Genomic DNA, 21,042 nt, shown 5'->3' on the forward strand with positions numbered 1-21,042 from the left:
AAAGTTAAGAATCTTTGGCCTGGCCTGCTGCGGGCCCGGCGTCTTCGAGGCGGCGCAGACGCCGGCGCAACTGCGCCAACTGCGGCAGCACCGCGGCATTGCGTTGCCAATCGCGGTGCTCGCCAAACGGGAATACGCCGGTATAGCGACCAGGTTTAGACACGTTGGAGGTGATGGCAGTGCCGCCCGAGACGTGAACGTCGTCTGCCAACACAAGATGGCCGGAGATCATGGACGCGCCGCCTATCGTACACCGACTGCCGATTTGGGTGGAACCCGCCACGCCGACGCAGGCGGCCATGGCGGTGTGATCGCCTATGACAACGTTGTGCGCAACCATGATCTGATTGTCGAGCTTGACGCCATTGCCTATGCGGGTATCGTCGAGGGCGCCGCGATCGACGGTGGTGTTGGCGCCAATTTCGACGTCATCACCGATGACCAAGCCCCCTATTTGGGCAATCTTGGCCCAAGCACCGGCTTGTTCGCCAGGCATGGGCGCAAAGCCGAAGCCATCAGCACCCAATACCACCCCGCTATGCAAAATGCTGCGGGCCCCGATGTGAACACCGTGATAGAGCGTTACCCTGGCGTGCAACAGGCTATCGGCGCCAATGACGCTACCCGCCCCTACGATACATGCCGGCCCAAGGCGGGTACCCGCCGCTATCACTGCACCGGCCTCGATGACACAATGCGGGCCAATGCTGACACCGGCCTCGATGCGCGCTGACTCATGTATGACGGCGCTGGGGTGGATGCCGGTTGGCAGATTGGCGATGCGGTGGCGGTCGAACCATTGCGCCAGCAAGGCATACATGAGGTATGGCTGGCTGCACAACACGACATGCCAAGTAGGCGGCGTATCCGATAAGGTTTGCCAGGCCTCGGGCGTCAGTATGACGGCTGCGGCGCGACATTGGGCAAGCTGATCGGCCAGCTTGGGATTGGCAAGGAAACTGATTTCAGTTTCGCCCGCATGAAGCAAAGAACCCAGCCCGCGTATGCGTGGCATGGGTTCATGAAAGGCAGCTATCTCGCAGTCGAGGCCAACAACGTTGGCCTCGCGCAAGAGTTCAGGCAAGAGCGGCGCCTCTGGGGGCGCCAACAGCACCGGCATGAGGGCTCAACCGCCCAAAGCGCGCAGCACCTGGTCGGTGATGTCCACACGCGGGCTGACATAGACGGCGTCCTGGATGATCAGGTCGAAGCCTTGCTGGTCGGCGATCGTCTTGATGGCCGCATCGGCTTTTTCGAAGATAGCGGAGTATTCTTCGTTGCGACGACGGTTGTAGTCTTCTTGGAAGTCGCGACGTTTGCGCTGCAGGTCGGCGTCGAGGTCGGCCAGATCACGCTGACGCTTGACACGGTCGGACTCGGACAGGACTGGCGCGTCTTTTTCGAACTTTTGCACTTGGCTGCGAAGATTGTTAGCCAGGTTCTGCAGTTCTTGATCACGACGCTTGAATTCGGATTCCAGACGCGTTTCGGCCGATTTTGCTGGGCCGGAATCGCGCAGAATACGATCGGTGCTCACGAAGCCGATGCGGTTGCTGCTCTGTTGAGCCACGGCTACGCTGGGCTGGGCAATTGCTGCGGTAAAACCGGCAGTCAGTGCCAGTGCCAAAGCCAGGGCACGAGGCGTAGCGCTTACCGTACGACCCAACGCGGAAACCTTGTGTACATAACTAGACTTCATGAAAAATCTACCTTGCGGTTAAGTGCAGATGAAAGGAGCATTGTGCCACTAAGGAAGCCCTGAGTAAATCGCACAGCCGACACTGCGCCCGCCCCTGTATCGGGGACAAGCACGGTGCCGGACAAAGGCTGGGGGCTTGCCTCAAGCATAAAAATCAGAAACCGGTACCGATTTGGAACTGGAAGGCCTGCTTGTCGTCGCCACGCTTGGCGTTAAGCGCACGGCCAAACGAGAGTTCGAGCGGGCCCATGGGCGACTGCCAAGACAGGCCGATACCGGCCGAATAACGCCAGCCGCAAGGATCATCAACAGCAGGCATGCCGCTGGCATCGCGACCTGCCACGCAGGTCATGCCACTACCCGCCCGTACTTGGCCGGCATCGGCAAACACAAACCAGCGCAAAGTACGATCACGCGCTGCGCCAGGGAACGGCAGGTACAACTGCACGTTACCCACGATGCGGCGGGCACCACCCAAATAAGTACCCGAACGCTCGTCACGTGGGCCCAGTGAGGCACCTTCGTAGCCGCGCACGGAACCGATACCACCGGCGTACATGTTTTTGATGACGGGGAAGGATTTGCCGCCGTAAGCGTTACCCCAGTCTATGCTGCCGTTCAGGGCAAGCGTGAAATTGCGGCCCAAAGGCAGGAAGTACTGCTGCTGAGCGCTCAGGACGTAATAACGCAGATCCAGGGTGGAGAAATCGCCTGCCAAGCGGGTGTAACTACCTTCGGTCGGAGCCAAAGCGCTGTCACGCGTGTCTTTGGACCAGCCCAGGTTGAAAATCATGGCGTTGGTGGTACGACCGTATTCGTCGACGTAATCGGTGTAAGCCTTGGGCGAACCGTCGTAGAGATCCAGCGTATTGCGTTCGAAGTTGAAGCCGGCGAACACGCGGTCCCACTCGGAAATAGGTACGCCGAAGTTCATGCCGGCACCAATAGCCGTATTGCGATAGTAACCGTCGTAGCCTTCGTAATCACCACTGCCTGAATCGTATGGCGTAGTGCGGCGATAGTAGAGCGAGGTGGTCTTGCTGACGCCGTCTTTGGTCCAGTAGGGGTCGGTGTGAGCCAGGACCAGGGCACGGTTGGTACGGCTGGTATTGACTTGCAGCGACAAGCTGTTGCCGCTACCAAAAATATTGTCTTGGCTGATACCTGCCGACAGAATGACTTTTTCGGTGGAGCCATAGCCCACACCCAGGTTGATCATGCCCGTGGGCTTTTCTTTGACGTTGACCACTACGTCAACCTGGTCGGGCGAGCCTGGGACCGGCTCGGTCTGGACATCCACCTCGTTGAAGTAGCCCAAGCGGTCGACACGGTCGCGCGAGGATTTGATTTGCGCGGCATCGTACCAAGCCGCTTCTTGTTGGCGCATTTCGCGGCGCACGACCTCGTCGCGGGTGCGGGTGTTGCCCCCTACCTGAATGCGGCGCACATAAACGCGTCGGCCCGGATCGACGTAGAAAGTCAGGTCGGCCTGGTGGTTTTCGCGGTCGAGCACAGGGCTGGGGTTGACGTTGGCGAATGCGTAACCCAAGGTGCCCAGGTAGTCGGTGATAGCCTTGACGGTTTCGTTGGTTTTGGACGCATTGAAGGTTTCACCCGGCTTGACGGTAATCAGCTGCTGGATTTGTTCGTCCAGGCCCAAGAGGTCGCCGGCCAGCTTAACTTCGTTAATCGTGTAGGGCTCGCCTTCGAAGACGGTATAGGTCAGGAAGATGCTCTCGCGGTCGGGGGAAATCGTGACCTGCGGGGCCTCCATGTTGAACTCAAGATAGCCGCGGTCGAGATAAAAGGAGCGGAGGCGCTCCATGTCGCCTTCGAGTTTCTCGCGAGAATACTTGTTGGTGCCTGTGTACCAAGTCATGAAACCCGAGGTCGTGAGCTCGAGTTCATCGGTAAGACGACCGGTGGAGAAAGCCTCGTTACCTACGAAGTTGATTTCGCTGATGGTCGCAACGTCGCCTTCGAAGATATCGAAACTGACACCCACACGGTTACGCGGCAATGGCGTGATGATGGGGGTAACCTCGACACCATACTTGCCTTTGGCCAGATACTGCTGCTTAAGCTGGAACTCCGCCTGCTCGAGCATGGCTTGGTCAAAGACACGGCCCGGCCCAAAACCTACGCCTCGCAGCGCTTCGTTAAGTGCTTTGTCGTCGAACTCGCGCATGCCATTGAAAGACACGGAAGCGATGGTAGGACGTTCTTTGACGCTAATGACGATGACGTCACCGTCGACGTCTACGGCGACGTCGCTAAAAAAGCCCGTGGAATAAAGGCGCTGGATGGCCTCGCCGGCTTGTTCTTCGGTGAACTGCTCACCCACCCGAACGGGTAAATAGCTGAAAACCGCACCGGGTTCCACGCGCTGAATGCCATTGACGCGGATGTCCTTTACCACGAAAGGGGTAAACGCCTGCGCCAGGCTTGGCAGCATTGCCGATGCAACCAGCCATGGCAGCAAGCGGCGGGCAAATGGAAAACGTTTGGCATTCGACATGCTTGAGTATCCTGTAACCGAGTGGTGGACGATTGTATGCTAGAACCGGATTAACTGAAAAGACGCACGAAGTCGTTGAAAAAAGCCAGGCTCATCAAGGCGGCAAGCAGCCCAAGCCCAATTTTTTGGCCCGCCTGCATCCAGTGTTCGGGCACAGGCTTGCCTCGTACGATTTCCATCAAATAATAAAGAAGATGCCCGCCGTCAAGCATAGGGATAGGTAACAAATTCAATACCCCTATGCTGACGCTGATGAGCGCCAGAAAACCGATATAGGCGGCCAGACCGATACGCGCCGTTTGCCCGGCGTAATCGGCTATGGTCACGGGGCCGCTGATATGCTTGACCGATATGTCGCCCACCAGCATGCGACCCATCATTTTGAGACTGAACCAAGCGGTCTCCCAGGTGCGCGTAACGCCATGCCAGAGGCCGTCAAAGATGCCGCGGCTTACCGTGACACTGGGAAAATCGGCGGCCAGCATGACACCCAGGCGCCCTACGGTAGCGCCCTCTTCGGTTTGCGCCTGAGGCGTGGCTTGCAGTGTTAAATGCGCACCGTCTCGCAGCACCTTCAGGGCTATGGTCTGCCCCGGGTGCTCTTTAACGATATCCACGAAGTCACGGATTGAGGGGTCGGCCTGCTGTGCCACGCTGACCACGATGTCGCCTGACTGCAAGCCGGCTAGCGCACCCGCACTGCCTGAGACCACATCAGACACGCGGGCCCGGGGCAGCTGTAAAGCCAACCCTGCTTCTTCGAGAAAATCTTCTTGCTCGTCTTCCGGTAAGCCGCCGGCAATGGCCACCGATACTTCGCGCCTGCCCTGACCCGGGGAGTCAAGTTCGAGCTGGGCGGTTCCGCCGCCGCCCATATGACGCATCAAACGCCAGCGGGCATCCATCCATGACTGCACCGCTTGGCCGTCTACAGCCGTGATGCGGTCGCCCGCCACCACGCCGGCCTGTGCAGCCTGTGTACCGGCAGCCGGCTGGGCCAGAACAGGCGCAGGTTCTTGCGTGCCTACCCAGCTTAAGCCGGCGTATAGCAGCGCCGCCAACAACAAATTGGCCGCCGGCCCCGCCGCTACGATGGCAATGCGCTGCCACACGGTTTTGCTTTGAAAAGCTTGTTCAGGAAGACTACCCGGCACTTCGGCAGGGTCGTCCAGCATCTTGACATAACCGCCCAGCGGGATGGCTGACAACGCCCATTCAGTGCCGTGCTTATCGGTACGACGCCACAGCACGCGGCCAAAGCCCAGCGAGAACCTTAAGACGCGCACCGAGCACAAGCGGGCCACCCAATAGTGACCCAACTCGTGAAACGTAATCAGCAGCCCCAGCGCAACGGCAAAGGCAAGCAAAGTGGTGAGCATGGAAAACCCGATAACGATGGGGTGAGTGTCGGAAACCTGTGCCGCACTGCAGCAACAGAGGTGAAATGCGGCGCTTGAGCGAATTTTGGGTAGTATTTTAGCCTACCGCCCGGCCCGCCCCGCGACGTAGCGTCGCACCTGGGCGTCGAGGTCCAGAATCGCATCCAATGCATCTACCGGATGCGCGCGCGACTGGAAGTGCGACAGGCTTTCTTCTATGCACCGCGTGATGCCGGTAAAAGGTAGGCGCTGCGCCAAAAATCCGGCGACGGCCACCTCGTTTGCGGCATTCAGCACTATGCAGGCATCCTGACCCGAGCGTAGGGCCTGAAAGGACAAGGCCAGGCACGGAAAGCGCTGTAAATCCGGGGGTTCAAAATCGAGACGCCCCAGGGTGGCGAGGTCTAAAAGGCCCACACCACTGTCTATGCGCTCGGGAAACCCCAAGCCATAGGCGATGGGCGTACGCATATCGGGCTGCCCCAATTGCGCCAATATCGAGCCGTCATCGTACTCAACCATGGAATGCACCATGCTTTGCGGATGGATGACGACTTGGATACGGTCCGGCGGCATGGCGAAAAGCCAGTGGGCCTCTATGACTTCCAGGCCTTTGTTCAGCATGGTGGCCGAATCCACGGATATCTTGCGACCCATTTCCCAATTGGGGTGCGCACAGGCCTGGTCGGGCGTGACCTGAGCCAGTTGCTCAATGGGCAAGGTACGGAAAGGCCCTCCGGAGGCAGTCAGCAGCAAGCGACGCACGCCGGGCGCCGGCATATGTGGCGCGAAGGCCTTATCGGTCTGCGGCAAGCACTGAAAGATGGCATTGTGCTCGCTGTCTATGGGCAAGAGTTCGGCACCGGTATCGCGCACCGCCTGCATAAACAGACCACCGGCAGCCACTAAGGCCTCTTTGTTGGCAAGCAGCACGCGTTTGCCGGCACGCGCAGCGGCCAAGGCCGACGGCAAACCGGCAGCCCCCACGATAGCCGCCATGACAGTATCCACCTGATCGGCGCTGGCACAGGCTTCCAGGGCTTCTGGGCCCAACAAAATTTCGGGCAAAGGGATACCGCTTGCGGGCCACGCGGCAATAAACCTAAGCCTGGCCGCATCGTCAGGCACGGCCACGAGCTTGGCACCCGTTTGCGCCGCCAACTCGGCCAGCCGCTCCATGCGGCTATGGGCACTAAGGGCGTACACCTGAAAACGTTCGGGGTGACGACGCACGACATCAAGCGTGCTTTCACCGATAGAGCCGGTAGCACCCAGTATGCAAAGACAACGCGGCGTCATGCCAGCCCCTGAAGCAAAAGCCAGGCCAACACACTGACGGGTAACAAGGCGTCTATACGGTCGTACACGCCTCCGTGCCCCGGTAGCAAAGCGCTGGAATCCTTGACACCGGCGCGGCGCTTGAGCAAGGATTCAAACAAGTCGCCAACTATGGAAATAGCCGCCAAGGCAATGACTATTAGCACCGAAGCGGGCCATGACCATTCACTGATCAGAACTTGCCCGAAACTGCCCTGCCAATAACTGCTGGCCCACACCCACAGCAAAGCTGCAACGATGCCACCCAAGGCACCTTCTATGCTTTTACCGGGGCTGACCTTAGGCGCCAGCTTGTGCCTACCCATGGTTTTACCCGCTGCGTAAGCACCGATATCGGCTACCCAGACCAAAGCCATCAGTGAAACCAGGAACCAGGCGCCATGTATCAGGTAAAAACGTGTCAACACCCACCAGGTGGTGCACACAGCCACCACACCCATCACAGCAAGGGGAAAACTGCGTGACGCCGCCGAGGTGTTTCCGCGCACGACCATGGTGGTGGCAATCAACAACCAGAATAGGCCCGCCACAAGCACCAGACTTGGCATGACAAGCTGCGAGGCGGCCAGTGAGGAAATCGCTTCCTGGACACCCAGCAAACCCAGCAGCTGACTTGCCATCAGCAAAGCGCCGATCAGCGCCACCAGGATTGGGCCCGCTTTGCCTGCGCTACTAAGCGGCCAAACCAAACGCAGCCATTCCCATAGCGCGCAGCCTGCAGCCACAATAAGCAAAGCCGGCAAAGGCCATTGACCAGGCGCCGCCAACACCGCGCCCAAAATGAACAGCAGAACGATGGCGGTGATGATGCGTGGTCCGAGCATGAGGAACCTGTGTCTAGGCCTTATCGGCCAGTTGTTCACTGGTACGCCCGAAACGGCGTTCACGCCTGGCATACCATTCGAAGGCGGCATCGACATCTTCACTGTCGAAATCGGGCCAATAGGCGTCGGTGAAGTAAAGCTCGGTGTAGGCCAACTGCCAGACCAGGAAGTTGGAAATTCGTTGCTCGCCGCCCGTGCGTATGAACAGATCGGGCTCGGGGGCATAAGCCATGGACAAATAAGAAGCCAGCTGGGCTTCCTGTATGGCCTGGGGCTTAGCTGCCAATTCTGGGTGCGCTGACAGCATACGACGCGTGGCCTGCAGAATATCCCAACGGCCGCCGTAATTGGCTGCGATGGTCAAATGCAGTTTGTCGTTGTGTTCGGTGCGCTGTTCAGCCGCGCATATCAGCTCGCGCAGGCGTGGCTCGAAGGCGGAAAGATCGCCAATAATACGCAGCCTGACCCCTTGCGCAGCCAGCTTATCGACTTCTTTTTCCAGCGTCTGTACGAACAGGCGCATCAGCATGCTGACTTCTTCTTGGGGACGACGCCAGTTCTCGGAACTGAAAGCAAACAGCGTCAGATAACGCACGCCGCGTCGCCCGCAAGCTTCTACGATTCGTCTGACCGCCTGCACACCCTTGACGTGACCGGCGGTGCGGGGCAAGAAGCGCTGCGTTGCCCAACGGCCATTGCCATCCATGATGATGGCCAAGTGCTCTGGCACCTGGCCGCTTTCCGGTACCGCCATCGTGGAGCTGGTATGCATGGAGATCATCGTAGAAAAAGAAGATCCTTAGACCGTCATGATCTCGGCTTCTTTTTGGCTGACCAGCTTATCGACGTCCGCTACGTGGCGGTCGGTCAGCTTCTGGACATCGTCCTGGGTGCGACGCTCGTCGTCCTCGGAGATTTCTTTGTCCTTAACCAGCTTCTTGAGTGCATCGTTACAGTCGCGACGCACGTTACGCACCGCAACCTTGGCCTCTTCACCTTCGGAACGCACGACTTTGGTCAAGTCGCGACGGCGCTCTTCGGTAAGGGGGGGCATAGGTACGCGGATGGTTTCGCCCATGGACATGGGGTTCAGGCCCAAGTCGGAGTCGCGAATGGCGCGCTCAATGGGACCCACCATGTTTTTTTCGTAGGGCTGCACGTTAAGCGTACGCGCATCCAGCACGTTCACGTTGGCCACTTGGCCTACGGGCACGGGAGAGCCGTAGTACTCGACCTGAACGTGGTCGAGAATACCGGCATGAGCCCGACCTGTACGAATCTTGGCCAAGTTGGTCTTGAGCGATTCGAGGCTCTTGTTCATGCGGGATTCGGCGGACTTCTTGACTTCGGAAACGCTCATGACAAATCCTTTTTCAAACGTGGACCAGGGTGCCTTCGTCTTCGCCCTGGACGGCGCGGCGCAAAGCACCGGACTTGTTGATCGAAAACACCTTGATGGGCAGCTTCTGATCGCGGCACAGTGCGAACGCGGTGGCGTCCATGACTTCCAGGCGACGCAAAATTACTTCGTCGAAGCTGATGCGGGTATAGCGGGTGGCATCGGGATCCTTGTTGGGATCAGCCGTGTAGATACCGTCGACCTTGGTGGCTTTCAGGACGATTTCGGCCCCGATTTCGGCGCCACGCAGCGCCGCAGCGGTGTCGGTGGTAAAGAAAGGGTTGCCCGTGCCTGCCGCGAAGATGACAACCTTGCCTTCTTCGAGATAACGCAGTGCCTTGGGACGAATATAGGGCTCGACCACTTGATCGAGATTAAGCGCGGACTGAACGCGAGCATCGACACCCTTGTTTTTAAGAGCGTCTTGCAAGGCAAGTGCGTTCATGACGGTTGCCATCATGCCCATGTAATCGGCAGTGGCGCGGTCCATTCCTTGAGCACCGGGAGCGACGCCGCGGAAAATATTACCGCCACCGATGACGATGGCCAATTCGACGCCCAAAGAGGCGACTTCGGCAATCTCATCCGTCATCCGCATGATGGTGGCCCGGTTGATGCCGAAGGCATCGTCGCCCATCAGGGCTTCACCGGAAAGTTTCAGGAGAATTCGCTTGTACGAACGGGGCGACATGTGAGGCCATCCAAAAAAAACAACAGCCCGATGATCTCGTGTGCCAGGCCGGGGGCCGTTCCAGGCCTGGCTGCCTTGACGCGGAGGTAAGTCTTATCAGGCGTTGCCGGCGGCAGCAGCCACTTCGGCAGCGAAGTCTTCGGACTTCTTCTCTATGCCCTCGCCCACCACAAACAAAGCGAAGCGTTGAATGTCGGCGCCTTGCTCTTTGAGCATTTGGCTAACGGCTTGCTTGTCGTTCTTGACGAAAGGCTGCGAGAGCAGCGTGACTTCTTTCAGGAATTTCTGCACGCTGCCTTCAACCATCTTGGCGACGATTTCGGCGGGCTTGCCGGATTCGGAGGCTTTCTGTTCGGCAACCGAGCGCTCGGCGGCGATCAGTTCGGCAGGCACGCCGTCAGCATCCAGCGCCTGTGGCTTGGTAGCTGCAATGTGCATGGCCAGATCTTTACCGACTTCATCGGCGCCGCTGAACTCGACGAGTACACCGATACGACCGCCATGCACGTAGCTGGCCAGCTTGTTGGGTGTTTCGAAGCGCTGGAAGCGACGGATGGACAGGTTTTCGCCGATTTTGCCTACCAAGGCGGCACGCACGGTTTCGACCGTACCTTCGCCCATGGCCAGTTCGGACAAGGCAGCCACATCGGCTGGGTTCTTGTCGGCGACGAGTTCGCTAATTTGGCTGACGAAAGCGATGAAGTCGTCGTTTTTGGCAACGAAGTCGGTTTCGCAGTTGATTTCAACCAATGCGCCCTTCTTGGCATCGTCGGAAATGTGCAAGCCAACCAGACCTTCGGCGGTGATGCGGCTGGCGGCTTTACTGGCTTTGTTACCCAGCTTGACGCGCAGCAGCTCTTCTGCCTTGGCCATGTCGCCATCGGCCTCGGTCAGGGCCTTTTTGCATTCCATCATGGGCGCATCGGTTTTCTCGCGCAGTTCTTTGACCATAGCAGCGGTGATTTGAGCCACTTGAATTCTCCAGATTAGTGTTCGTCTTCGGTTTTGCCGAAGGCTGACGGATGAAACGGCCAAGCGGGCACGGCTTTGCCCGTCATGGCCGTCAGTCGGGCGCCCCGTCTAGCAGGGCACAAACGCGTCGGGCGGCTTACTCGCCCTGCTGCTCGTCCTGAACTTCGACGAATTCCTCACCTGCTTCGGCGATCTCTTCGACCAAGCCGTTAAGCGCTTGTTCGCGACCAGCCAGAACGGCGTCAGCCATGCCCTTCGCGTACAGCGCGATAGCTTTACCAGAGTCGTCGTTGCCAGGAATGACGTAATCCACGCCATCGGGCGAGTGGTTGGTATCGACAACCGCCACGACGGGAATACCCAGCGAGCGCGCTTCGTTGATGGCAATCTTATGATAGCCCACGTCAATGATGAACAGCACGTCGGGCAAGGTGTTCATGTCTTTGATGCCGCCCAAGCTCTTGTTGAGCTTGTCGAGTTCGCGTGCGAACATCAGGCCTTCTTTTTTGCTCATGCGCTCGGTGGCGCCTTCTGCCTGCTGGACTTCCATTTCCTTCAGGCGTTTGATCGAAGTCTTAACCGTCTTGAAGTTGGTCATCATGCCGCCCAGCCAACGGCTGTCGACGTAAGGCATGCCGCAACGGGCAGCTTCTTCAGCGACGATGTCGCGAGCAGCGCGCTTGGTGCCAACGAACAGCACGGTGCCGCCCTTGGATGCCACTTGGCGCAGGTACTTGGCGGCTTCTTGGAACTTCTCGACCGTTTGTTCGAGGTTGATGATATGAATCTTGTTACGCTGACCGAAGATGTATTGCGACATCTTGGGGTTCCAGTAACGGGTTTGGTGGCCAAAGTGCACACCGGCTTCCAGCATTTCGCGCATCAGCGACATGTTAATTTACTCCGTAAGGGTTGTGTCTTGTAGCAGGTCTGCCAGCCTGGCACGCTGCCTAGCCAAAGCTTAAAATTCAAGCATCGGCCAGCCACGCCAAGCACCCTGGGTACCGCACACAAGGCAAAACCCGCCTTGCCACGATTGAGTACCGACCTGCTACGCTATTTACTGCATACTATATTTACAGCACTGCTTTTTACAGTTCTGCTTTTTATAGCACTACTTTTTTGCTGAAAAAGTAGGCTAGCCTACTGCCAACCTGCTGCGGCTTTTCCGCTGCCTTTTTCAACAAAGCCTATAATTCTACTATCTTATAAGACCATCTATCAAGTTACATCTACCGCTTATGACCACCCCGCTTGTCACCGATCCTGCCGACCTAGACAAAATGCGCGCCGCCTGCCAGGCCGCCGCTCAAACTCTGGATTATCTGGCCACCCATGTGCGCGCCGGTATCACTACAGGTGAACTCGACGAGCTTTGCAAAGAATTCATCGCCAACACGCTGCACGTTAAATCCGCAACGGTAGGCTACGCGCCCCCTGGTTATCCTCCTTACCCCGGCGCGGTTTGCACCTCGGTCAACCATGTCATCTGCCACGGCATCCCCGGCGAAAAAGCGCTTAAAAATGGCGACATCCTCAATATGGACGTCACGGTCATCAAAGATGGCTGGTTTGGCGATACCAGTCGCATGTTTTGCGTAGGCGAGCCTTCCATTCTGGCCAAGCGCCTGGTCGACACCACCTATGACTGCATGTGGTTGGGCATAGAGCAAGTCAAGCCAGGCGCCACGCTGGGCGATATCGGCTCTGCCATTCAGCGCCACGCCGAAAAACAAGGTTTTTCTGTCGTGCGCGAATACTGCGGCCACGGCGTTGGGCGTAAGTTTCACCAAGATCCCCAAGTCTTGCACTACGGCAAACCCGGCACGGGCCAACGCCTTGAGCCGGGAATGATCTTTACGATCGAGCCCATGCTTAATGCCGGGCGCAAAGAGATCCGCACCCTGGCTGACGGCTGGACAGTCGTAACGCGTGACCGCAGCTTGTCGGCGCAATGGGAACACAGCATTCTGGTCACCGAAAACGGCTACGAAGTCCTGACGATCTCGCCAGGCATGCCGGCCCCGCCCGCCTTCGCGCAGGGCGGTCGCTAAGTCGCCCCCAGCCTTATGCGCGCCATCCGCGAGCAACTGCACGCCCAGCGTGAACAAGCCATTGCTCGGTGGCGCCGCCATCAACGCGCGGAAACCTTGCTTAAGGCTCTCTCGCGCGTGACCGATACGGCTTTACGTGCCACGCTCATCAAGCACCCTTTGCCTTCAGGCGCAGCCTTGGGCGCGGTGGGCGGATATGGCCGGGGCGAGCTCTTTCCTTATTCCGATGTTGACGTGCTGATTCTGCTGCGTCGCCCAGCCAGCCTGGCCGACCAAGAGAAGCTTGAACACCTGATTGCCGCCCTATGGGATTTGGGCCTGGACCTTTCCCATAGCGTGCGCACCGTGGTGGAATGTCAGCGCCAGGCCGCCAACGACGTCACCGTCGAAACCGCCTTGATGGAGTTGCGCTGGGTGGGTGGGGACGCCCACTTAGTCAGTCGTTTGCAGGCCATCATGCAACGCCAGCGTGATCCGCGCACATTCTTTCTGGCCAAGCGCGCCGAACAGCAACAGCGTCATGCCCGCTACCAGAACACGCCCTATGCGCTGGAACCCAACTGCAAAGAGTCTCCGGGCGGCTTACGAGACCTTACCGTCATCCAATGGATGACGCAGGCCGCCGGTATCGGTCGCCAGTGGCGTGAAGTCGTCGCCGCAGGGTTTCTGGATCTGACCGAATATCGCGCCTTGCGCCGTGCCGAACTGGCTTTCAAACGCCTGCGCATAGAGTTGCACTTGCTGGCTGGGCGCCGCGAAGACCGTGTGCTGTTCGACATGCAAATCCGGCTTGCCCAGGTATATGGCTTTGAGTCCGTACGCGGACGCCGCCCGAGCGAACTGCTGATGCAGCGCTATTACTGGGCGGCCCGGGTGGTCAGTTTGTTCAACCGGCTACTCATGCAAGCCCTGGAGGAACACCTTTTCCCTGCGCCGCCCACGGCTCTGCGGGTCATAGACCGTCACTTCAAACTGGTGCGCAACCGGCTCGACATTCGCCAACCCGAAGCGTTTATCCAGCAGCCCAGCCTGTTGCTGGAAGCGATTGCCTTGATGCAAGATCGCGCAGACCTGGAAGGCTTGACCGCCGCCATGATGCGCGCCATGTGGCAGGCGCGCAAACGTCTTGATGCAAGCTTTCGGCGCCAGCCGCAGAACCGGCATCTGTTCATGCGCATTCTGCGTCACCCCACAGGGGCCTTAACGGCACTGCGTCGCATGCATACGCTGGGTTTGCTGGCACATTATCTGCCCGAATTTCGCCGTATCGTAGGGCAAATGCAGCACGATCTGTTTCACGTCTATACCGTAGACGAACACATTCTTAAGGTAATCGGGCATTTGCATCGCTTTGCCACAGAAGACGCCCTGCACGATGCGGCACTGGCTCATCGCTTGCTGCGTCAGTGGCCTCGACCATGGCTGCTGGACATTGCCGCGCTTTATCACGACATCGCCAAAGGCCAAGGTGGTGACCATTCCGAGCTGGGGGCACGCGACGCCCGGCGTTTCTGCCGTCAACACGAACTTGGCGCCGAAGACACCGAGCTCATCGTCTTCTTGGTAGAGCAGCATTTAAGCTTGTCCCGCTACGCCCAAAAACGCGACTTGGCCGACCCCATCGTCATACGCGAGTTTGCCGATATCGTGCGCACTCCCGAGCGCCTGACCGCTTTGTATCTACTGACAGTTGCCGATATCCGAGGCACCAGTCCCAAGGTCTGGAACGCATGGAAAGGACGTCTGATCGACTCGCTTTATCAGCAGACCTCTGTTTTGCTGGGCGGCGCGCCCATGGATATGGACACCCTGGTAGCGCGGCATCAACAGGCCGCCACGGCATTGCTGCGTGCTGATCGCCTGACAGAAGCGCAGCGCGACGTTTTCTGGGCCCAGCTGGGTACGGATTACTTCATGCAGCACGATGCATCGGATATTGCCTGGCATACTTCCCACCTCCACAAATGCCCCGATACGCCCATACCTGTGGCGTGCTGCCGCATGCTGGAGCATGGCGAAGGCATGCAAGTGATGGTCTATGCCCCTGACCGCGCCGATTTGTTTGCGGACATCTGCCATTACTTTGCCGAATGCGAACTCAGCGTACAAGAAGCCCGCATACACACGACCCGTCACGGTTGGGCCCTGGATAGTTTTATTGTGCTGCCAGTCACCGGAGACGCCGGCCTGCGTTCCCGTATCCCCTCGGTAGAGCGTGACCTGCCTGCGGCACTGATGCGAGCTGGCGAGCCGCCCCGCCCGCCCTTCCGAGCCCGCCCCTCGCGCCGCGCCCGCAGCTTTCCCATCGTGCCGCGCATAGAACTTAGCGCCAACCCGCACGTCGAAGACAACTGGCGGCTTTCACTGGTCGCCGCCGATAGACGCGGTCTGCTCTACAATCTCGCGCAAACCTTCGCCCAGTACCAAGTAGACTTACGCATGGCCAAAATCATGACGCTAGGTGATCGTGTCGAAGACAGTTTCACCTTACATAGCGAGGCGCTGCAAGACCCGCGCCGTCAGCAGGCATTCGAACGCGCCGTGCTCGAATGTCTTTCCAGCAATTTAGTTAATTGAATCTATGCGCACCGAGCCCATCCGCACCACCCTTCCCCACACCACCCGCTTGTGCCTGCATTTGATTGCCTGGCTCAGTCTGGCTTCCGTAGGTGTGGCGCTTGTTTCCCAGCATGTGTTCGAAATGCCGCCTTGCGCCTGGTGTACTTTTCAGCGCCTGCTTTACCTATGTTTAACCCTGATCTGCTGGCTGGGTTTGCTGATCGGTCGTTTGCACTCCCTCTTTGGGCGTATCGCCTGCGCCCTTTCCGCCTTGGTGGCCTTCGGCGGGGTTGCCACCGCCTGGTACCAACACGACGTAGCCGCCAATATGGTTTCGTGCTCTCAGACCTTTGCCGACCGCTTCATGGTGTCGTCAGGTCTGGATGCCGGCGTGCCCTGGTTATTTGGTATTTATGCAAGCTGCATGGATGCCCGCGTCGAGCTGTTTGGTGTGGAGTATGCCTTATGGAGCCTGGGCCTGTTCGTCTTCTTGGCGCTGCTCGCCTTGGTGGGCCTGCGTGCCCGGCGCTAAAGCGGGGACTGTCATTTCAAGCTTTTGGGCACACATCCAAAATAACGGCGAAATGCCGCACTGAAGCTGGATGGATGCTGGAATCCTACCTTGTAGGCCACGCTGGAAACTGGCTCACCAGACTCCAATAGCGCTTGAGCTTTACGCATGCGGATATCCACGAGCATTTTGTGTGGGCTGACGCCAAATACTTCGCGAAACCCTTGTTTGAGCGCGAATTCATTGGTGCCGACTGCCGCACATAAATATGGAATGGTCAGGGCGCGACCGTACTGCGCCAGCATCAGTTCGTGTGCCCGAAGTATTTTCTCTTGGTGTTGAGTACCTTGAGACGCTAGCGACCGCTGTGGCGGCGTGAGTAGACGGACTTGCTCGCCCAGCATAGAAAGCGCGGCAATTTGTAGATCCAGGCGGCTGCCGGCGGTGTTATATAAATGCGCCAGATGATCGACCCCATGTGCAATGCTGGCGCTGCTGGGTGCAAACAAAAGTTGCCGCGCTCCGGCGTGAACCTTTCCACCTTCAATCAAGGCATCCAGCGCGTAGCTGCGCGAGGCATTCTCATCCACAATCAGCCGCCATTGGCACACGGTTTCATGAGCCAGGTAGCGCCTTTCGCCGCGCATGCTGCGAAACATGGTGGCTTTTGCAAGGGCTTTTTGCCTGGCTGAACTTGTCTCTCACTGCTCCCCTGGTGTATTTATTCATCGGTCTACCTATGGTGATGCGGGAGCACGGTTGGACTGGTAGCGAAATCGGCCTCTTGCAACTGGCGGGCCTGCCCGCCATTTTGAAGTTCGTGATGGCCACCCCCATTGATCGCTACAAGCTCGGTCGAGCCAGTTATCGCAATTGGGCCATGATGCTTGGCCTCTTTTACGCTGCCGCGTTACTAGGGTTTACCGTTAGCGTGGTGGCGTCATGCTGTTGATACAAACACATTGGGGCTGGGCATGGCCCTTTTATTTCTCGGCAGGTGGCTTGTTATTGGGAGTCGCGCTATTGGGCCTTGTAAAGCTGCGCAGTTCGCTCAGCGCTTTGCCGCCCGCGACGCAAAGCGCAGGTTGGCAAGCATGGCTGAGCTATTTCAAGGTGCCGTCGCATGGCCGCTGGGCACTTCTGCTGGTTCTGTATTTTCCGTTCATAGGCGCTGCCTGGATATACTTGAAGCCGCTTTTAATTGACCTGCGCTTTGCCCCTCAAGAGATCGCACTTGTTGTGGGAATGGGCGGCGGTACGGTCGCAGCACTTGCCAGCTTGCTGGGTAGTCATTTGACTCGTCGCATGGGTGTGGGCTTCAGTATGCCGGCCTTTGCCTTGGCCGCCGTGCTGGCCATCGCCGCATTGGCCATCGCGCTGCAATGGGGTGCCGCACCCCTTATATTTGCTGCTGCATTCATGATTGCGGCTGCCATGGGTCTGACTTCCGGCATGCTCTTTAGCTTGATGATGGTTTTTGCCAGGCCAGGACTGGCCGCCCTGGACTACGGCGTGCAATCCAGCCTGTTCATCTTGGCGCGAACCGTGGTTCCCATGCTTGCCGGCATTTTGCTAGACCAACTGGGGCACTTGGGTTTACTGGCAGGGCTGCTGATAGGCTCCATACTGGCATTTGCATTGGCATTGCGAAGCCGCGCCTGGCTAAGTCACCCATCCCAGGTTCCAAGCCTTGCACGGCCCGGCGCTTAACTGCTGCCCGGCAAAAAAAGAAGGGCCGCTCACGTCGAACAGCCCTTCTCCACATGCAAATCCAAACAGCTTTTTAACGCCGGTCAGTCAGAAATTTGGCGTCCACGGCTTTGGCGCCCTGCTTCTGACGCCGAGTGTTGCCATCAATACCGCCTTCCACCCCCCACTCTGCAAACCGGGTGGGCGAAGGCTCGAACTCACGAGGTTCCCAATCCTCGTTCAGTTCATCATCATCCGAGTAATACTCGATCAAGCCGCCTGCGGGGTTCTGAAAATACCAGAAGTAGGCTGAAGAAATGGGATGACGGCCCGGCCCCAGCTGCGTCTGCCAACCGCATCGATCAAAGTGCAGGCCGCCCCCGAATACCTCGTGAATATCACGCACGGTGAAAGCCACGTGGTTCAAACCCACCTTGCCATCGGGCGTTTGCAGCAAGAACAGATCGTGGTGTCCACCTTGTGCATCGCAACGCAGAAACACGCCCCGATCAGGGTAGCGATCTGAAGGGACGAAGCCCACTTTTTCGGTGTAGAAAGCCTCCATGACGTTGACGTCTTTGACGAAAAACACCACATGCCCCACTTCGATGGGATGCGCACGCTCGTAAAAGGTAGCGCGCTCATTGACGCGCTGGCGTTCGGTCCAAGTATTGAATCGGCCCGAAACGACTTCTACAGGCTGTTTGCGTGAAAGCTGGAAAGCAACAACCATGCCACTCGGGTCCACACACCAGACGCGCTCCGAGGTGCGCTCGAAGCCCGGCTCCTTAGCCAGGGATTCCGCCAATTCGTCCAGCACCTGTGGGCTGGTTACGCCCCACACCACCTCGCGCATGGTCGGGCCGGCTTCTATGGCCGGTGCGCGACCCGGCGCCGCCGCATCTATCAGACGCACCCGACAGTCATTCAAGGTGCGATAAATGATTTCGCCGGCTTGCTCGGAAACCAGTTCCAGCCCCCAATCGCTGAAAAAACGTTTGCAGGTGTCGAAATCTTCGACGCCGTAGGTGATTTCGTCTATGCCTTCTATGCGCATGATGATTCCTTAGTTGGCCCAGGGCAAGGGAGCTTCGTTCATCCCCCAGTACAGGCTTTTCTGCTCCATGTATTGCCGTATGCCCTCGCGGCCTTTCTCGCGGCCCAAGCCGCTATCACGCCAGCCGCCGAAAGGCGTGGCGATGGAGAACTGCTTGTAGGTATTGATCCAGACGTTTCCGGCTTTCAATGCACGCCCAAGCGCCCAAGCGCGTTTGTAGTCGCGCGTCCAGACACCGCCGGCCAAAGCGTAAACGCTGTCATTGGCCTGCTTGATCAGGTCGGCTTCGTTATCGAAAGGCAGGGCCACCAGCACAGGGCCGAAAACCTCTTCCTGGCACAAAGTCGCGTGATTTTCCAGGCCGTCGATAATGGTGGGCAGGTAGTAAAAGCCTTTATCGTAGAGCGCGCCTACCGGGCGTTTACCGCCGGTCAGCAGACGACCGCCTTCGCTCAAGCCGATCTCTACATAACGTTCGACCGAAGCGCGATGCGCGGCGCTGATCAGCGGACCCATTTGGGTTTGCTCATTCGCCGGGTCCCCCACGCGCAGGCGCTGGGCGCCTTGCACCAAGCGCTCGATAAAGCGCTCGTAGAGCGGCCGGGCCACGAACAGTCGAGAGCCGGCAATGCAAGACTCGCCGGATGAACTGAAAATGCCATACAACACCCCAGCTACCGCGTGATCCAGATCCGCGTCTTCCAGCACGATGGTGGGCGATTTACCCCCCAGCTCTAGCGACACCGGCATCAATTTTTGCGCGGCGATGGCGGCAATATGTCGCCCTACCGAGGTCCCCCCGGTAAACGACACACGACGCACCAAGGGGTGCTGGGTAATCGCATCGCCTATGACCGAGCCTTTACCAGGCAGCACGCTGATCATGCCCTTGGGCAAACCGGCCTCTTCGCACAGGCGGGCCAAGTCCAGCGCCAGTAAAGGGGTGATCTCGGCAGGCTTGACCACCACTGCGTTACCCGCCGCCAAAGCGGGAGCAATTTTTTGGGCTTCGCTGGCAATCGGGGAGTTCCATGGCGTAATGGCGGCCACCACACCCATGGGCTCATACACGCTCAGGCTCAGGTAGTCGCCGCGAGACGGCGTCAGGCTGTCTTCCAGGGTTTCACAAGCAGCCGCAAAAAACTGGAAGGTGCCGGCTGCACTGGCGACCAAGGCGCGGGTTTCGCTGATAGGCTTGCCGTTATCCAGGCGCTGACGCTGTGCCAGCCGCTCGCCGTGCTCGCGTATCAGTTGGGCGATGCGATACAAAACCTGCGCACGCTCGTGGGGTTTGCGTTGTGCCCAGCCGCTGGTTTCAAAAGCCAGTTGCGCGCCCTGAATGGCTTCTTCCACGTCTTGCAGGTCGGCGGCATTCAAAGTGCCCACGACTTCGCCCGTGGCCGGATACAAAGTGTCGTAGCGCGTACCACGCCCTGGGCGCCATTGCCCCGCAATACAGATGGGAAGGACTTCAACACTGCTCATAGCAATATTCCTGCTGGGAAGGCCGGACGGATGCCCGGCCTTGGCTTCAGACCGTGATCGATCTGACTCGGTTGCAAAGTGCTCTGACCACGCTGTAAACGGTCAGGGCGGAGGTTTTGGGATTGCTGGCCAAGGGCTTGCCCACCATGGTGACTTCCATACGGCCAAAGGCACCGCGCGCCTGATAGTGATGGATGTTCTCGGTGACCTCGGGATCGGCAATCAGGCGCACCCGCGTGCGGTCTAGCCCTATGCCTGCCAAGGCCAAGGTAGCCGCCACGTTGGCATTCTTGGGAAACTGCTGTGCCGCGTCGCGGGCCGTGCCTTCGAAGAAAACTTCGGCTTGCGTCAAAGCGGCAAGGTCCAGTGTTTCTTCAGCGGGAGACCCCAACCAACCCATGGGCGGCTTGCGACCGGTATACACCACCTCTTCCAGGCCGGCGATGCGTGCAGCAGCCAAGGCGTCTATGCCGCCTATGGCGCCAGACAGCAAGTGCAACTGCGTATTGCCTTGTCCCGCCGCCATTTCCAGCGCCTCTGCTAAGCCGGGCTCAGACAAAGCGCCTATAGACACCAGCACGCATGGCAGGCCCTCTTGCAAGGCAGGCAGAACATGCTCTTGGATCGCTGCGTGACCAGCGCACTCCACCACGCAATCCACGGGGCAACTGCCGTCCAGGATCAGTGACTCGGACACCAGGGGCGGTTCGGAAAGCCCCAGGGTCGCTAGCTGAGCCTGCACTTCGCTGACTTTGCCTGGCGTGGCAATCAATTGCACCAGCTTGAGACGGGGCTCTTCACGTATGGCTTCGATGACCGCGCGCCCAATCGCGCCAAAGCCTATCATTGCAATGCGTTGCATAAGTG

General features: G+C 58.5%; 20 protein-coding genes. 5 read left to right on the forward strand and 15 right to left on the reverse strand.

The window, feature by feature from the left end; translation table 11 throughout:
* Positions 1 to 4 precede the first annotated feature (4 nt).
* From lpxD to rpsB, 11 genes are all read right to left on the reverse strand, one after another.
* Positions 5 to 1,120 carry a UDP-3-O-(3-hydroxymyristoyl)glucosamine N-acyltransferase gene (lpxD, locus tag H0484_RS05015; RefSeq protein ID WP_226953347.1) on the reverse strand — a complete coding sequence of 372 codons (1,116 nt, stop codon included), beginning with the start codon at positions 1,118 to 1,120 and terminating at the stop codon, positions 5 to 7.
* A 6-nt stretch (positions 1,121 to 1,126) separates the two neighbouring features.
* A complete protein-coding gene (locus H0484_RS05020; RefSeq protein WP_226953348.1) occupies positions 1,127 to 1,699 on the reverse strand; it encodes an OmpH family outer membrane protein in 573 nt (190 codons plus the stop codon).
* 154 nt (positions 1,700 to 1,853) lie between these two features.
* The gene (gene bamA, locus H0484_RS05025) at positions 1,854 to 4,217 is read right to left on the reverse strand and encodes an outer membrane protein assembly factor BamA (protein WP_226953349.1); all 2,364 of its coding nucleotides are present in this window, start codon (positions 4,215 to 4,217) and stop codon (positions 1,854 to 1,856) included.
* Between the two features lie 50 nt (positions 4,218 to 4,267).
* Entirely contained in the window at positions 4,268 to 5,596 is a 1,329-nt protein-coding gene (gene rseP / locus H0484_RS05030; RefSeq protein WP_226953350.1) for an RIP metalloprotease RseP, read from the reverse strand.
* 102 nt (positions 5,597 to 5,698) lie between these two features.
* Positions 5,699 to 6,895 (reverse strand): 1-deoxy-D-xylulose-5-phosphate reductoisomerase, encoded by a 1,197-nt coding sequence (locus H0484_RS05035; RefSeq protein WP_226953351.1) that lies wholly within the window; start codon positions 6,893 to 6,895, stop codon positions 5,699 to 5,701.
* Positions 6,892 to 7,758 carry a phosphatidate cytidylyltransferase gene (locus H0484_RS05040; RefSeq protein WP_226953352.1) on the reverse strand — a complete coding sequence of 289 codons (867 nt, stop codon included), beginning with the start codon at positions 7,756 to 7,758 and terminating at the stop codon, positions 6,892 to 6,894. The genes H0484_RS05035 and H0484_RS05040 overlap by 4 nt, the downstream gene beginning before the upstream one ends.
* 13 nt (positions 7,759 to 7,771) lie before the next feature.
* Positions 7,772 to 8,530: a polyprenyl diphosphate synthase gene (gene uppS, locus H0484_RS05045; RefSeq protein WP_226953353.1), complete on the reverse strand. Its 759-nt coding sequence runs from the start codon at positions 8,528 to 8,530 to the stop codon at positions 7,772 to 7,774.
* A gap of 27 nt (positions 8,531 to 8,557) precedes the next feature.
* Positions 8,558 to 9,118 (reverse strand): ribosome recycling factor, encoded by a 561-nt coding sequence (gene frr, locus H0484_RS05050; protein WP_226953354.1) that lies wholly within the window; start codon positions 9,116 to 9,118, stop codon positions 8,558 to 8,560.
* 13 nt (positions 9,119 to 9,131) lie between these two features.
* Positions 9,132 to 9,848, reverse strand: a complete 717-nt coding sequence (gene pyrH, locus H0484_RS05055) for a UMP kinase (RefSeq protein ID WP_226953355.1) — start codon at positions 9,846 to 9,848, stop codon at positions 9,132 to 9,134.
* Between the two features lie 96 nt (positions 9,849 to 9,944).
* Positions 9,945 to 10,820 (reverse strand): translation elongation factor Ts, encoded by an 876-nt coding sequence (gene tsf, locus H0484_RS05060; RefSeq protein WP_226953356.1) that lies wholly within the window; start codon positions 10,818 to 10,820, stop codon positions 9,945 to 9,947.
* Positions 10,821 to 10,956: 136 nt separating this feature from the next.
* Positions 10,957 to 11,712: a 30S ribosomal protein S2 gene (gene rpsB / locus H0484_RS05065; protein WP_226953357.1), complete on the reverse strand. Its 756-nt coding sequence runs from the start codon at positions 11,710 to 11,712 to the stop codon at positions 10,957 to 10,959.
* Between the two features lie 349 nt (positions 11,713 to 12,061).
* Here rpsB and map point away from each other — a divergent pair, with 349 nt between their 5' ends.
* From map to H0484_RS05080, 3 genes are read left to right on the forward strand one after another with little or no spacing between them, the layout of a single operon-like run.
* Positions 12,062 to 12,874: a type I methionyl aminopeptidase gene (gene map, locus H0484_RS05070; protein WP_226953358.1), complete on the forward strand. Its 813-nt coding sequence runs from the start codon at positions 12,062 to 12,064 to the stop codon at positions 12,872 to 12,874.
* 15 nt (positions 12,875 to 12,889) lie between these two features.
* Complete coding sequence (locus H0484_RS05075; RefSeq protein ID WP_226953359.1) at positions 12,890 to 15,451, forward strand: [protein-PII] uridylyltransferase; 2,562 nt, start codon at positions 12,890 to 12,892, stop codon at positions 15,449 to 15,451.
* 4 nt (positions 15,452 to 15,455) lie between these two features.
* Positions 15,456 to 15,965, forward strand: a complete 510-nt coding sequence (locus H0484_RS05080; protein ID WP_226953360.1) for a disulfide bond formation protein B — start codon at positions 15,456 to 15,458, stop codon at positions 15,963 to 15,965.
* Positions 15,966 to 15,976: 11 nt separating this feature from the next.
* Here H0484_RS05080 and H0484_RS05085 read toward each other — a convergent pair whose 3' ends face one another.
* Entirely contained in the window at positions 15,977 to 16,603 is a 627-nt protein-coding gene (locus H0484_RS05085; RefSeq protein WP_226953361.1) for a helix-turn-helix domain-containing protein, read from the reverse strand.
* Positions 16,604 to 16,638: 35 nt separating this feature from the next.
* Here H0484_RS05085 and H0484_RS05090 point away from each other — a divergent pair, with 35 nt between their 5' ends.
* On the forward strand, positions 16,639 to 16,896 hold the full coding sequence (locus H0484_RS05090; protein ID WP_226953362.1) for a hypothetical protein: 258 nt from the start codon (positions 16,639 to 16,641) through the stop codon (positions 16,894 to 16,896).
* On the forward strand, positions 16,887 to 17,654 hold the full coding sequence (locus H0484_RS05095; protein WP_226953364.1) for an MFS transporter: 768 nt from the start codon (positions 16,887 to 16,889) through the stop codon (positions 17,652 to 17,654). The genes H0484_RS05090 and H0484_RS05095 overlap by 10 nt, the downstream gene beginning before the upstream one ends.
* A gap of 73 nt (positions 17,655 to 17,727) precedes the next feature.
* Here H0484_RS05095 and H0484_RS05100 read toward each other — a convergent pair whose 3' ends face one another.
* From H0484_RS05100 to H0484_RS05110, 3 genes are read right to left on the reverse strand one after another with little or no spacing between them, the layout of a single operon-like run.
* On the reverse strand, positions 17,728 to 18,690 hold the full coding sequence (locus H0484_RS05100; protein ID WP_226953366.1) for a VOC family protein: 963 nt from the start codon (positions 18,688 to 18,690) through the stop codon (positions 17,728 to 17,730).
* A 9-nt stretch (positions 18,691 to 18,699) separates the two neighbouring features.
* Entirely contained in the window at positions 18,700 to 20,175 is a 1,476-nt protein-coding gene (locus H0484_RS05105; protein WP_226953367.1) for an aldehyde dehydrogenase, read from the reverse strand.
* A 46-nt stretch (positions 20,176 to 20,221) separates the two neighbouring features.
* On the reverse strand, positions 20,222 to 21,037 hold the full coding sequence (locus H0484_RS05110) for an aspartate dehydrogenase (RefSeq protein ID WP_226953368.1): 816 nt from the start codon (positions 21,035 to 21,037) through the stop codon (positions 20,222 to 20,224).
* Between the last annotated feature and the right edge of the window lie 5 nt (positions 21,038 to 21,042).

Origin of the sequence: Mesopusillimonas faecipullorum, assembly GCF_020539505.1 — a bacterium.
GTDB lineage: Bacteria > Pseudomonadota > Gammaproteobacteria > Burkholderiales > Burkholderiaceae_B > Mesopusillimonas > Mesopusillimonas faecipullorum.

Excerpts from the sequence above, each read along its gene's own strand:
- lpxD (WP_226953347.1), bottom strand. The coding sequence starts at position 1,120 with ATGCCGGTGCTGTTGGCGCCCCCAGAGGCGCCGCTCTTGCCTGAACTC.
- rpsB (WP_226953357.1), bottom strand. The coding sequence starts at position 11,712 with ATGTCGCTGATGCGCGAAATGCTGGAAGCCGGTGTGCACTTTGGCCAC.
- rseP (WP_226953350.1), bottom strand. The coding sequence starts at position 5,596 with ATGCTCACCACTTTGCTTGCCTTTGCCGTTGCGCTGGGGCTGCTGATT.
- H0484_RS05035 (WP_226953351.1), bottom strand. The coding sequence starts at position 6,895 with ATGACGCCGCGTTGTCTTTGCATACTGGGTGCTACCGGCTCTATCGGT.
- frr (WP_226953354.1), bottom strand. The coding sequence starts at position 9,118 with ATGAGCGTTTCCGAAGTCAAGAAGTCCGCCGAATCCCGCATGAACAAG.
- map (WP_226953358.1), top strand. The coding sequence starts at position 12,062 with ATGACCACCCCGCTTGTCACCGATCCTGCCGACCTAGACAAAATGCGC.
- H0484_RS05080 (WP_226953360.1), top strand. The coding sequence starts at position 15,456 with ATGCGCACCGAGCCCATCCGCACCACCCTTCCCCACACCACCCGCTTG.
- H0484_RS05020 (WP_226953348.1), bottom strand. The coding sequence starts at position 1,699 with ATGAAGTCTAGTTATGTACACAAGGTTTCCGCGTTGGGTCGTACGGTA.
- H0484_RS05105 (WP_226953367.1), bottom strand. The coding sequence starts at position 20,175 with ATGAGCAGTGTTGAAGTCCTTCCCATCTGTATTGCGGGGCAATGGCGC.
- bamA (WP_226953349.1), bottom strand. The coding sequence starts at position 4,217 with ATGTCGAATGCCAAACGTTTTCCATTTGCCCGCCGCTTGCTGCCATGG.
- H0484_RS05040 (WP_226953352.1), bottom strand. The coding sequence starts at position 7,758 with ATGCTCGGACCACGCATCATCACCGCCATCGTTCTGCTGTTCATTTTG.
- H0484_RS05095 (WP_226953364.1), top strand. The coding sequence starts at position 16,887 with ATGCTGTTGATACAAACACATTGGGGCTGGGCATGGCCCTTTTATTTC.
- pyrH (WP_226953355.1), bottom strand. The coding sequence starts at position 9,848 with ATGTCGCCCCGTTCGTACAAGCGAATTCTCCTGAAACTTTCCGGTGAA.
- uppS (WP_226953353.1), bottom strand. The coding sequence starts at position 8,530 with ATGCATACCAGCTCCACGATGGCGGTACCGGAAAGCGGCCAGGTGCCA.
- H0484_RS05075 (WP_226953359.1), top strand. The coding sequence starts at position 12,890 with ATGCGCGCCATCCGCGAGCAACTGCACGCCCAGCGTGAACAAGCCATT.
- H0484_RS05100 (WP_226953366.1), bottom strand. The coding sequence starts at position 18,690 with ATGCGCATAGAAGGCATAGACGAAATCACCTACGGCGTCGAAGATTTC.
- H0484_RS05110 (WP_226953368.1), bottom strand. The coding sequence starts at position 21,037 with ATGCAACGCATTGCAATGATAGGCTTTGGCGCGATTGGGCGCGCGGTC.
- H0484_RS05085 (WP_226953361.1), bottom strand. The coding sequence starts at position 16,603 with ATGTTTCGCAGCATGCGCGGCGAAAGGCGCTACCTGGCTCATGAAACC.